The organism is Streptococcus sp. oral taxon 056 str. F0418 (assembly GCF_000220065.1).
Lineage (GTDB): Bacteria > Bacillota > Bacilli > Lactobacillales > Streptococcaceae > Streptococcus.
Map to the genome: position 1 here is coordinate 1815232 of NZ_AFQU01000001.1, position 12432 is coordinate 1827663.

Here is a 12432-nt window from a genome sequence, read left to right on the forward strand (position 1 = left end):
CAGCTTTTACAGCCCAACTCAACTGTGCGGAGGTGGGACGACGAAATCGAATTCTAACGAATTACCGATTTCTGTCCCACTCTCATTTTTTGTCTTTTTATGGTAAAATAAGAAGTGACTTTTACTAGAATGAGAGAGAAGATGTCTAAGAAAGAAAGAAGATTTGATAGCCATTCTATTCCACGGCGCTTAAATATGCTGTTTGCTTTAGTTATTATACTATTTGTGACTTTGATTGCTCGCTTAGCCTATATGCAGGTTCTACACCAAGGATTTTATACGAAAAAGCTAGCAACAGCAAGTAAGACCAAGATTACACTGAGTTCTGTTCGAGGCCAAATCTACGATGCATCTGGCAAGCCCTTGGTTGAAAATGAAATAAAGCAAGTTGTATCTTTTACACGTAGCAATAAAATGACTGCTGCTAGCATTAAAGAGATAGCAAATAAATTGCTTGATTTTGTTGATGTGACGGATGTAGAGGTTACTAAGCGCCAGATAGCTGATTATTACTTGGCAGATAGCGAGACATATCAAGAAGTAGTTGCTAAGTTACCAAAGAAGAAAAAGTTGGATGCAGATGGCAATCGACTATCTGAGGCAAAAATCTATAATAATGCAGTTGATAGTGTCGATGTGGCAAGCCTTGATTATAGTGAGCAGGAAAAAAAAGCGATTGCTTTGTTTAGCCAGATGAATGAGGTAGCCAACTTTGAGACGGGAAATATTCGTACGGATGATTTGTCAACAGAGCAAGTGGCCTTGATTGCCTCAAGCAGCAAGGAATTGCCAGGGATTAGTATTGCAACAGCTTGGGAGCGCAAGGTCTTAGATACGCCGCTTGCTTCTATCATTGGTAACGTCTCTACTGAAAAAGCTGGTATTCTTGCTGAAGAAGTGGACGACTATCTGAAAAAGGGCTATTCTTTAAAAGATAGAGTTGGAACCAGCTACTTAGAAAAGCAATATGAGTCTGTTTTGCAGGGTGAACGGACAGTCAAGGAAATCCATCTCGATAAGAATGGGGATATGGAAAGTATTGACACTATCAAGGAAGGGAGCAAAGGGAAAAATCTTAAACTGACAGTAGACTTGGCTTTTCAAACTGGCGTTGAGAATATTTTGAAAAACTATTTTACAGCAGAGTTAGCAGCAGGAAATGCTACCTATTCGGAAGGAACTTATGCTATTGCTATGAATCCTGAAACAGGAGCAATTTTAGCTATGGCAGGACTCAAACATGATGTAAAGACGGGGGCGCTTAGCTCAAACTCTCTGGGAACTGTTACAGATATTGTTGTCCCTGGTTCTGTCGTCAAGGGAGCAACGTTGACTTCTGGTTGGGCTAATGGTGCTATCTCTGGGAATCAAACTCTGACAGACCAGCCGATTGTTTTTGGTCAGGATACAACGGCTATTACTTCATGGTTTACACACTTTGGAAATCGTGATATTACAGCATTAGAAGCTTTAGAATACTCTTCAAATACTTATATGGTACAGCTAGCGCTCAAGATGATGGGAATGACCTATACGCCAAATATGACCGTGAATTTGAAAAATCTAGACTCCTCTATGGAGAAGTTGCGAGCAACCTTTGCAGAATATGGTCTGGGAACAAAGACGGGGATTGATTTGCCGACGGAGTCTCAAGGATACATTCCTAAAGATTTTACATTTGCTAACTACCTAACCAATGCTTTTGGTCAGTTTGATAACTACACTCCATTACAATTAGCTCAGTATGCTGCTACAGTAGCCAACAATGGCAAGCGCATTGCTCCACATTTGGTTGAGGGTATATATGGAAATGACAAGAACGGCGATTTGGGCGACTTGATTGAAAAGAAGGAAAGTAAAGAGTTAAACCAAGTGACTATTTCTTCAGAAAATATGAACCTGATTAAGGAAGGTTTTTATCAGGTAGTTCATGGGAACAATGCCTTCACGACAGGACAGACGATTGCACAAGGAGAGGCAGTCCCTATCAGTGCTAAGACTGGTACAGCAGAAACTTTTGTTAATAACGGTCAGCAGGCTATTAATACCAATGTGGTAGCCTACGCACCAAGCAATAATCCTAAAATAGCTGTTGCTGTCGTATTTCCTCATAATACAAACTTATCCTCTACCGTTAGTCACAGTATGACCCGTGATATTATTAATCTTTATAATCAATTACACCCAATGAATTAGAAAGGATTTTATGCTTTATCCTACTCCTATTGCCAAGTTGATTGACAGTTTTTCAAAGCTACCTGGTATTGGTATAAAAACAGCCACTCGCCTAGCTTTTTATACGATTGGTATGAGTGATGATGATGTCAATGAATTTGCTAAAAATCTGCTTGCAGCTAAGCGAGAGCTCAGTTATTGTTCTATTTGTGGCAATCTTACAGATGAAGATCCCTGTGCCATTTGTGGTGATTCATCACGTGATCAGACAACAATACTAATTGTTGAAGATAGCCGCGATGTTTCTGCTATGGAGAATATCCAGGAATACCGAGGACTTTATCATGTCCTGCATGGTCTTATCTCTCCTATGAACGGAGTCGGACCCGACGATATTAATCTCAAAAGTTTGATTACTCGTCTGATGGATAGTGAGGTGACTGAGGTTATCATTGCAACCAATGCAACTGCTGATGGTGAAGCGACTTCTATGTATATCTCGCGTGTCTTAAAGCCAGCAGGGATCAAAGTTACCCGCTTAGCACGTGGTTTGGCAGTCGGATCTGATATCGAGTATGCAGATGAAGTCACTCTTATTCGTGCGATTGAGAATCGAACAGAATTATAATGTTTTATAAAAAGGGAAGCCAGTTGGATGGATTTCATAGAAGTGGATGATGAATATCTGATTCTATGAAGGAAAGTAACTGGCTTTTTTTGTTTACCATGATCTGTTGCTTGTACGAGGTTTTTTTATACTAATATAGTTCTGATGGGATTGAAATAATTGTTTAAGTAATCAAGTAATTGTTGGATTAATTGAGTAAGTGTGCTTTTATAAATATTTTATGGTTTGGATTTGTACACTTGAGTGTGAGCAGTACTCCGCTTTTTGAATCAGAAGTGCTTTTCATAAGTGAATAAAGATTTGAAATAGCAAAAAAACACTTGTTCTATACTTAGTAGAAAAACAATTAAAAATTAGAAAGAAAATGATTCCCACTTGTCAAGTTGGGTGCAACAAAGTATCCATCTGAGTAAGTCAGTAGTTCTTATGCTGTTTGAACTAGCTCAAACAGTTTTTTATCAGATTGATAGTTGTGCATTCTCCTTAGTCTATTATTGATGGCTTGAGTATTCTTCTTGAATTAGTTCATATAGTGATATACCTTTAGGCACAAACTCTTTAAGCAAGCCGTTAAAGTTCTCATTTGTTCCACGCTCGTGGCATGATCAAGCATGTGCAAAATAGGAATCTACACCCTCTAGTTCACTTAATAACCCATTACCAGCTATTATAGATTTGATAAGATAGCTTTCTATATAGTTTAAACCAGCCTGATTAACGTATTCAGCTTTCTTTTCGGGAAGTTTGATAGTCAAGATATATCTGGCTTGTCGTTCAATCCAAATCATAATAGAAGATTCACCAGCAGTCTTCAAACCAAGAACGGAGTCAATCACCCAGTATTCAAAGGTTGAACGGTCGTTGATGGTGTCAAATCACTTTTCAACGGAAGTTTCGAGACGCTTCTTAGTCCTTTTGCGAATATAAACGAGTTTTGGCAGATCAATAGGTTTGATGTCCAATAAGCCTTGGTGAATACAGTTGTAAAGAGTTTTGGTGCATGGAATGATTTCTTCGGGGTGCCCAAGTTTGTATAACACATGAACAAAAGTATCTACACTATGGATTCTAGTTTTAACCTTCGTCGCTAATCCTCGCAATTTCAGCTGGCTTCAACCCTTCTGAGAGATAAGGTTCAATTTTCTTGTACGCCACTTTAGAAAGGCGATGATAGGGCTGTTTTGTGGTAGAATAGTTAGTGGACATGTTCATCTTTCCTTATTTGAGCAATGATAGAAGATAGCACTTAAAACAACGCTTTTTAAGGAGAATTCGGGCAGACATGCCAGTTGTTTCAAGGTAAGGGATTTTAGACGTTTTTTGAAAGTTATATTCCTTCATTTGACTTCCGCAAGCAGGACAAGATGGAGTTGCATAATCTAGTTTAGAGATGATTTCTTTATGAATTCCAGCATCTACATAATTCAGAAGGTTGATGTTCTTGAATTTCATTCCGAGTAAGTTTGTGATAAAATTTAATTGTTCCATAAGATTCTTTACTAATGATGGCTTGGTCGCTATTCATTATAGTTCTTATGGGACTTTTTTCTACAACAAAATAGGCTCCATAATTCCTATGGTGGTTTTACCCACTACAGAAATTATAGAGCCTAATTCTTCATATCAGCTAAAAGGTTATTTTCCTCAAGCACATGATAGTTCGTTTGAGCAACAGGATAGTAAGTTAGAGGGACAAAGAGAAGGTAAGATGATAAATTAGAGGAGGGTTTTACCCCAGAAGAAAACAAGGAGGAAGGACATGGACTTTCAAGAATTATATAGAAACGTACAAGGCATAGTCAGGAGGTGTTATAAAGACTACTATTTACATTTATGGGAATACAGCGACTGGGAACAAGAAGGGATGATGGCCTTGTATGAGTTGGTAAAGTCACGCCCGGAACTATTGCAGGACAAGACGATGTTATACCGCTGTTTTAAGACCAAGTTTCGGAACAGAATCCACGACAAGATACGCCGCCAGGAGAGTCAGAAGCGGAAATTGGACAAGGCACCATATGAAGAAGTGAGTGAGATAGGGCACAAGTTAAGGATGAAGGAGATGTACCTAGATGAGCTAGTAGCTTTTCGCAGTGCCATGGCAGAGTACAGAAGCGGACTCGGTCCAGAAGAATACAAACAATACGAGCGTCTAATGGCTGATGAAAGATTCAAAGGACGCAAAGCCATGCTTCGTGATTTATCAGAACATCTACGAGATTTCAATCCACGATTAGACTAATAGGAAGGGGGAGGCAATGACTCTCCTTTCTATTTATAAAAGTTAGAAGTGCAGAATCGACAGTCAAAAAGAAAAAAGTAAAAAAGATAAGAAAAGTAGTTGACAGTTTAGTTAGTAGATGATATACTAAGATAGTTGTCTCGCCAGAGGCAGTAAAGACCTTTGAAAACTGAACAAGACGAACCAATGTGCAGGCGACTGTCAAGAGAGACAGTCCGTCAAACATAAAAAAGCAATAAATCTGTCAGTGACAGAATGAGCAAGAAGACAAACGAACATTAAATGAGAGTTTGATCCTGGCTCAGGACGAACGCTGGCGGCGTGCCTAATACATGCAAGTAGAACGCTGAAGGAGGAGCTTGCTCTTCTGGAAGAGTTGCGAACGGGTGAGTAACGCGTAGGTAACCTGCCTGGTAGCGGGGGATAACTATTGGAAACGATAGCTAATACCGCATAAGATTGAAAATCGCATGATAATTGATTAAAAGATGCAATTGCATCACTACCAGATGGACCTGCGTTGTATTAGCTAGTAGGTGAGGTAACGGCTCACCTAGGCGACGATACATAGCCGACCTGAGAGGGTGATCGGCCACACTGGGACTGAGACACGGCCCAGACTCCTACGGGAGGCAGCAGTAGGGAATCTTCGGCAATGGGGGCAACCCTGACCGAGCAACGCCGCGTGAGTGAAGAAGGTTTTCGGATCGTAAAGCTCTGTTGTAAGAGAAGAACGAGTGTGAGAGTGGAAAGTTCACACTGTGACGGTATCTTACCAGAAAGGGACGGCTAACTACGTGCCAGCAGCCGCGGTAATACGTAGGTCCCGAGCGTTGTCCGGATTTATTGGGCGTAAAGCGAGCGCAGGCGGTTAGATAAGTCTGAAGTTAAAGGCTGTGGCTTAACCATAGTACGCTTTGGAAACTGTTTAACTTGAGTGCAGAAGGGGAGAGTGGAATTCCATGTGTAGCGGTGAAATGCGTAGATATATGGAGGAACACCGGTGGCGAAAGCGGCTCTCTGGTCTGTAACTGACGCTGAGGCTCGAAAGCGTGGGGAGCGAACAGGATTAGATACCCTGGTAGTCCACGCCGTAAACGATGAGTGCTAGGTGTTAGGCCCTTTCCGGGGCTTAGTGCCGGAGCTAACGCATTAAGCACTCCGCCTGGGGAGTACGACCGCAAGGTTGAAACTCAAAGGAATTGACGGGGGCCCGCACAAGCGGTGGAGCATGTGGTTTAATTCGAAGCAACGCGAAGAACCTTACCAGGTCTTGACATCCCGATGCCCGCTCTAGAGATAGAGTTTTACTTCGGTACATCGGTGACAGGTGGTGCATGGTTGTCGTCAGCTCGTGTCGTGAGATGTTGGGTTAAGTCCCGCAACGAGCGCAACCCCTATTGTTAGTTGCCATCATTAAGTTGGGCACTCTAGCGAGACTGCCGGTAATAAACCGGAGGAAGGTGGGGATGACGTCAAATCATCATGCCCCTTATGACCTGGGCTACACACGTGCTACAATGGCTGGTACAACGAGTCGCAAGTCGGTGACGACAAGCTAATCTCTTAAAGCCAGTCTCAGTTCGGATTGTAGGCTGCAACTCGCCTACATGAAGTCGGAATCGCTAGTAATCGCGGATCAGCACGCCGCGGTGAATACGTTCCCGGGCCTTGTACACACCGCCCGTCACACCACGAGAGTTTGTAACACCCGAAGTCGGTGAGGTAACCTTTTAGGAGCCAGCCGCCTAAGGTGGGATAGATGATTGGGGTGAAGTCGTAACAAGGTAGCCGTATCGGAAGGTGCGGCTGGATCACCTCCTTTCTAAGGAAAAACGGAATGCACATTGAGTCTTGTTTAGTTTTGAGAGATCTTGTGGGGCCTTAGCTCAGCTGGGAGAGCGCCTGCTTTGCACGCAGGAGGTCAGCGGTTCGATCCCGCTAGGCTCCATTGGAACGGAAGTTCCAAGACTAGTCCATTGAAAATTGAATAACTATATCAAATAGTAACAAGAAATAAACCGAAACGCTGTGAATATTAATGAGTTTAAGACTGAAAGGTCAAGAATAAGGTTAAGTTAGTAAGGGCGCACGGTGGATGCCTTGGCACTAGGAGCCGAAGAAGGACGTGACAAACGACGAAATGCCTCGGGGAGCTGTAAGTAAGCGACGATCCGTGGATGTCCGAATGGGGGAACCCAACAGGTTGATGCCTGTTACCCATATCTGTTAAGGATATGAGGAGGAAGACGCAGTGAACTGAAACATCTAAGTAGCTGCAGGAAGAGAAAGCAAAAGCGATTGCCTTAGTAGCGGCGAGCGAAGAGGCAGGAGGGCAAACCGAAGAGTTTACTCTTCGGGGTTGTAGGACTGCAATATGGACTCAGAGTTTATAGAAGAATGACTTGGGAAAGTCAGCCAAAGAGAGTAAGAGCCTCGTATTTTAAATAGACTCTGTACCTAGCAGTATCCTGAGTACGGCGGGACACGAGAAATCCCGTCGGAATCTGGGAGGACCATCTCCCAACCCTAAATACTCCCTAGTGACCGATAGTGAACCAGTACCGTGAGGGAAAGGTGAAAAGCACCCCGGGAGGGGAGTGAAATAGAACCTGAAACCGTGTGCCTACAACAAGTTCGAGCCCGTTAATGGGTGAGAGCGTGCCTTTTGTAGAATGAACCGGCGAGTTACGTTATGATGCGAGGTTAAGTTGAAGAGACGGAGCCATAGGGAAACCGAGTCTGAATAGGGCGAAATAGTATCATGACGTAGACCCGAAACCATGTGACCTACCCATGAGCAGGTTGAAGGTGCGGTAAAACGCACTGGAGGACCGAACCAGGGCACGTTGAAAAGTGCTTGGATGACTTGTGGGTAGCGGAGAAATTCCAAACGAACTTGGAGATAGCTGGTTCTCTCCGAAATAGCTTTAGGGCTAGCGTCGACATAAAGATTCTTGGAGGTAGAGCACTGTTTGGGTGAGGGGTCCATCCCGGATTACCAATCTCAGATAAACTCCGAATGCCAACGAATTATGGTCGGCAGTCAGACTGCGAGTGCTAAGATCCGTAGTCGAAAGGGAAACAGCCCAGACCACCAGCTAAGGTCCCAAAATAATTGTTAAGTGGAAAAGGATGTGGGGTTGCACAGACAACTAGGATGTTAGCTTAGAAGCAGCTATTCATTCAAAGAGTGCGTAATAGCTCACTAGTCGAGTGACCCTGCGCCGAAAATGTACCGGGGCTAAAACAATTTACCGAAGCTGTGGATCCCTTAGGGGATGGTAGGAGAGCGTTCTATGCGTGGCGAAGGTGTACCGTGAGGAGCGCTGGAACGCATAGAAGTGAGAATGCCGGTATGAGTAGCGAAAGACAGGTGAGAATCCTGTCCACCGTAAGACTAAGGTTTCCAGGGGAAGGCTCGTCCGCCCTGGGTTAGTCGGGACCTAAGGAGAGACCGAAGGGTGTATCCGATGGCCAACAGGTTGATATTCCTGTACTAGAGTATGAAGTGATGGAGGGACGCAGTAGGCTAACTAAAGCAGACGACTGGAAGAGTCTGTCTAAGCAGTGAGGCGTGGTATGAGTCAAATGCTTATACCTATAACGTTGAGCTGTGATGGGGAGCGAAGATTAGTAGCGAAGTTAGTGATGTCACACTGCCAAGAAAAGCTTCTAGCGATGTATCATACTCTACCCGTACCGCAAACCGACACAGGTAGTCGAGGCGAGTAGCCTCAGGTGAGCGAGAGAACTCTCGTTAAGGAACTCGGCAAAATGACCCCGTAACTTCGGGAGAAGGGGTGCTGACTTTAGTCAGCCGCAGTGAATAGGCCCAAGCAACTGTTTATCAAAAACACAGCTCTCTGCTAAATCGTAAGATGATGTATAGGGGGTGACGCCTGCCCGGTGCTGGAAGGTTAAGAGGAGTGCTTAGCGGTAACGCGAAGGTATGAATTGAAGCCCCAGTAAACGGCGGCCGTAACTATAACGGTCCTAAGGTAGCGAAATTCCTTGTCGGGTAAGTTCCGACCCGCACGAAAGGCGTAATGATTTGGGCACTGTCTCAACGAGAGACTCGGTGAAATTTTAGTACCTGTGAAGATGCAGGTTACCCGCGACAGGACGGAAAGACCCCATGGAGCTTTACTGCAGTTTGATATTGAGTTTCTGTGCCACATGTACAGGATAGGTAGGAGCCTACGAGATCGGGACGCCAGTTTCGATGGAGGCGTTGTTGGGATACTACCCTTGTGTTATGGCCACTCTAACCCGGTAGGTTTATCATCTACGGAGACAGTGTCTGACGGGCAGTTTGACTGGGGCGGTCGCCTCCTAAAAGGTAACGGAGGCGCCCAAAGGTTCCCTCAGACTGGTTGGAAATCAGTCGCAGAGTGTAAAGGTATAAGGGAGCTTGACTGCGAGAGCAACAACTCGAGCAGGGACGAAAGTCGGGCTTAGTGATCCGGTGGTTCCGCATGGAAGGGCCATCGCTCAACGGATAAAAGCTACCCTGGGGATAACAGGCTTATCTCCCCCAAGAGTTCACATCGACGGGGAGGTTTGGCACCTCGATGTCGGCTCGTCGCATCCTGGGGCTGTAGTCGGTCCCAAGGGTTGGGCTGTTCGCCCATTAAAGCGGCACGCGAGCTGGGTCAGAACGTCGTGAGACAGTTCGGTCCCTATCCGTCGCGGGCGTAGGAAATTTGAGAGGATCTGCTCCTAGTACGAGAGGACCAGAGTGGACTTACCGCTGGTGTACCAGTTGTCTCGCCAGAGGCATCGCTGGGTAGCTATGTAGGGAAGGGATAAACGCTGAAAGCATCTAAGTGTGAAACCCACCTCAAGATGAGATTTCCCATAACGCAAGTTAGTAAGAGCCCTGAGAGAAGATCAGGTTGATAGGTTAGGAGTGGAAGTGTGGCGACACATGGAGCGGACTAATACTAATAGCTCGAGGACTTATCCAATTTTCATTGAGTGCAGCGTTCAATAAGTCTTGTTAGAAATGAATAGTTATTCAATTTTGAGTAGATTAGATACTCATAGTTAAGTGACGATAGCCTAGGAGATACACCTGTACCCATGCCGAACACAGAAGTTAAGCCCTAGAACGCCGGAAGTAGTTGGGGGTTGCCCCCTGTGAGATATGGTAGTTGCTTAGCAAGGATAGGAAGTTAGGATTAACTTCCTTTTTGGGAGTTTAGCTCAGCTGGGAGAGCATCTGCCTTACAAGCAGAGGGTCAGCGGTTCGATCCCGTTAACTCCCATAAAGGTCCCGTAGTGTAGCGGTTATCACGTCGCCCTGTCACGGCGAAGATCGCGGGTTCATTCCCGGTCGGGACCGTTGAGATTGGAGAAGGATAGCAATTTCAACATAAGACTCGTTAGCTCAGATGGTAGAGCATTTGACTTTTAATCAAAGGGTCACTGGTTCGAGCCCAGTACGGGTCATAAGCGCGGGTTTGGCGGAATTGGCAGACGCACCAGATTTAGGATCTGGCGCTTAACGGCGTGGGGGTTCAAGTCCCTTAACCCGCATAAAAATAGGCCGGCTTAGCTCAGTTGGTAGAGCATCTGATTTGTAATCAGAGGGTCGCGTGTTCAAGTCATGTAGCCGGCATTAGAGAGAAGAAGAGCATGAATGCGAACGTAGTTCAGTGGTAGAACATCACCGTGCCAAGGGGGGGGTCGTACGTTTCAATCCCGTCGTTCGCTTAGAGGCCGGGGTGGTCGGAACTGGCAGACGCACAGGACTTAAAATCCTGCGATTGGTAACAATCGTACCGGTTCGATTCCGGTCCTCGGCATAATAGAATAAATAGAGCACCCTTAGCTCAACTGGATAGAGTACCTGACTACGAATCAGGCGGTTAGAGGTTCGACTCCTCTAGGGTGCATATAGTGATAGGATGTATTCGATCACGACGGGAAGTAGCTCAGCTGGTAGAGTACTTGGTTTGGGACCAAGGTGTCGCAGGTTCGAATCCTGTCTTCCCGACTTTTAGGCTCATTGTCAACTGTGGTGGTTTGATGAAAAGTTATAACCTGGAGAGGACCAACTTGGTTCTCTCCTTTTTGATGTTCAAAGCGATGAGGATTCTAGTTTTAAAGTTTTCAAAGTTCCGGAAGCCAAAAGCATTGCGCTTGATGACCTTAATGAGGTTATTAGTCGCCTCTAGTTTCGCGTTTGAGTAGGGCAGTTAGTGCGTTCATGATCTTGTCCTTATCTTTCAAAAAGGTCTTAAAAACAGTTTGAAAAATAGGATTTACACAAAAAATCGTTTCTTCAATCAGTTCAAAGAAACGGTTTGTTTGTTTCTCTTGGAAATGAAACAGTAATAGTTGATAGAGTTCATAGTGCTCTCTAAGTTCTTGAGAGTATGCAAGGAGCTTTTCGAAAATCTCATTATTGGTCAAGTGTAAGCGAAAAGTAGGGCGGTAAAAACGTTTATCACTGAGTTTACGGCTATCCTTTTGAATGAGTCTCCAGTAACGTTTTAGTGCCTTATATTCGTGCGATTTACGATCAAAATGATTCATGATTTGGATGCGAAGACGATTCATAGCTCGACTGAGATGTTGGACAATGTGAAAGCGGTCGAGAACGATTTTAGCGTTAGGGAGTGAAACAGTCTGGGGGACTGTTTCAGCCTGAGCCTAGAAATTCGAAAGCGAAGTTTTCTGGCAATATCGTAGTAGGTGCTAAACATATCTATGGTAATGACTTTCACGCAACTTCTCACCTGTCTAGAATAACGAAGGAAATGATTGCGAATAGTCACTTGAGTCCGCCCATCTAGGATAGCTACGATCTTTCTGGAATCAAAATCCTGTGCAATGAAGCTCATTTTACCTTTCTTGAAGCTGTATTCATCCCAAGACATGTGAGTTGGAAGGAAAGATAAATCTGTTTCGAATTTGAATTCTTTCAATTTACGAATGACTGTCGAAGTAGAGACAGCTAGACTTTCTGCGATAGCCGTCATAGGGACTTTCTCAATTAACTTTTGAGTGATTTTCTGGTTGACGATAGTTGCGATTTGGTGATTCTTTTTGACTAAGGAAGTCTCTGCGACAGCCACTTTCCCACAGACTTTACAACGGAAACGACGTTTTCTCAATCGCATGAGTGTCTTATATCCCGCGCATTCTAGATAGGGGATTTTAGATTCTTTTTGGAAGTCATATTTAGTCATTTGCCCTAGGCAATGTGGACAGTTAGGGGCAGGATAATCCAGTTTAGCGATGATTTTTTTATGTGTTCTAGAATCTAGAACATCCAAGATTATGATGTTCTTGTCTTTTATTCCGAGTAAGTTTGTGATAAAATTTAATTGTTCCATAAGATTCTTTCTAATGATGGTTTGGTCACTTTTCATTATAG

The 12432-nt window shown here is 44.3% G+C and carries 3 protein-coding genes, 9 tRNA genes, 3 rRNA genes and 3 pseudogenes; 15 read left to right on the forward strand and 3 right to left on the reverse strand.

All coding sequences use genetic code 11. The features are described 5' to 3' along the window. Positions 1 to 129: 129 nt before the first annotated feature. Positions 130 to 2196, forward strand: a complete 2067-nt coding sequence (gene pbp2b / locus HMPREF9182_RS09020) for a penicillin-binding protein PBP2B (protein ID WP_037602863.1) — start codon at positions 130 to 132, stop codon at positions 2194 to 2196. A 10-nt stretch (positions 2197 to 2206) separates the two neighbouring features. Further along, positions 2207 to 2803 (forward strand): recombination mediator RecR, encoded by a 597-nt coding sequence (gene recR, locus HMPREF9182_RS09025; RefSeq protein WP_009443574.1) that lies wholly within the window; start codon positions 2207 to 2209, stop codon positions 2801 to 2803. A 424-nt stretch (positions 2804 to 3227) separates the two neighbouring features. Here recR and HMPREF9182_RS11190 read toward each other — a convergent pair. Both HMPREF9182_RS11190 and HMPREF9182_RS09660 read right to left on the reverse strand, forming a co-directional pair. Continuing rightward, positions 3228 to 3498 (reverse strand): annotated as a pseudogene (locus tag HMPREF9182_RS11190) (IS30 family transposase); the annotation flags it as partial. 544 nt (positions 3499 to 4042) lie between these two features. After that, a pseudogene (locus HMPREF9182_RS09660) lies at positions 4043 to 4291 on the reverse strand (transposase family protein); the annotation flags it as partial. A gap of 271 nt (positions 4292 to 4562) precedes the next feature. On the opposite strand from HMPREF9182_RS09660, the gene HMPREF9182_RS09040 reads away from it, so the two are divergent. From HMPREF9182_RS09040 to HMPREF9182_RS09105, 13 genes are all read left to right on the forward strand, one after another. Then, on the forward strand, positions 4563 to 5045 hold the full coding sequence (locus tag HMPREF9182_RS09040) for a sigma-70 family RNA polymerase sigma factor (protein ID WP_009443860.1): 483 nt from the start codon (positions 4563 to 4565) through the stop codon (positions 5043 to 5045). Between the two features lie 278 nt (positions 5046 to 5323). Beyond that, a 16S ribosomal RNA gene (locus HMPREF9182_RS09045) occupies positions 5324 to 6870 on the forward strand. A 53-nt stretch (positions 6871 to 6923) separates the two neighbouring features. Beyond that, positions 6924 to 6996 (forward strand) — tRNA-Ala (locus HMPREF9182_RS09050). A gap of 120 nt (positions 6997 to 7116) precedes the next feature. Beyond that, positions 7117 to 10015: ribosomal RNA gene (locus HMPREF9182_RS09055) — 23S ribosomal RNA — on the forward strand. A gap of 79 nt (positions 10016 to 10094) precedes the next feature. Next, a 5S ribosomal RNA gene (gene rrf, locus HMPREF9182_RS09060) occupies positions 10095 to 10210 on the forward strand. The 16S, 23S and 5S rRNA genes sit together here with 9 tRNA genes alongside, the layout of an rRNA operon. 32 nt (positions 10211 to 10242) lie before the next feature. Further along, a tRNA-Val gene (locus HMPREF9182_RS09065) sits at positions 10243 to 10315 on the forward strand. 4 nt (positions 10316 to 10319) lie between these two features. Further along, positions 10320 to 10392, forward strand: a tRNA-Asp gene (locus HMPREF9182_RS09070). A gap of 34 nt (positions 10393 to 10426) precedes the next feature. After that, positions 10427 to 10499: transfer RNA gene (locus HMPREF9182_RS09075), tRNA-Lys, on the forward strand. 5 nt (positions 10500 to 10504) lie between these two features. Next, positions 10505 to 10586 (forward strand) — tRNA-Leu (locus tag HMPREF9182_RS09080). Positions 10587 to 10595: 9 nt separating this feature from the next. Next, positions 10596 to 10668: transfer RNA gene (locus HMPREF9182_RS09085), tRNA-Thr, on the forward strand. 100 nt (positions 10669 to 10768) lie between these two features. After that, positions 10769 to 10855: transfer RNA gene (locus HMPREF9182_RS09095), tRNA-Leu, on the forward strand. A 16-nt stretch (positions 10856 to 10871) separates the two neighbouring features. After that, positions 10872 to 10945 (forward strand) — tRNA-Arg (locus tag HMPREF9182_RS09100). A 28-nt stretch (positions 10946 to 10973) separates the two neighbouring features. Next, a tRNA-Pro gene (locus tag HMPREF9182_RS09105) sits at positions 10974 to 11046 on the forward strand. A 40-nt stretch (positions 11047 to 11086) separates the two neighbouring features. On the opposite strand, the pseudogene HMPREF9182_RS10130 reads toward HMPREF9182_RS09105, so the two are convergent. Next, positions 11087 to 12391 (reverse strand): annotated as a pseudogene (locus tag HMPREF9182_RS10130) (transposase). Positions 12392 to 12432: the final 41 nt, after the last annotated feature.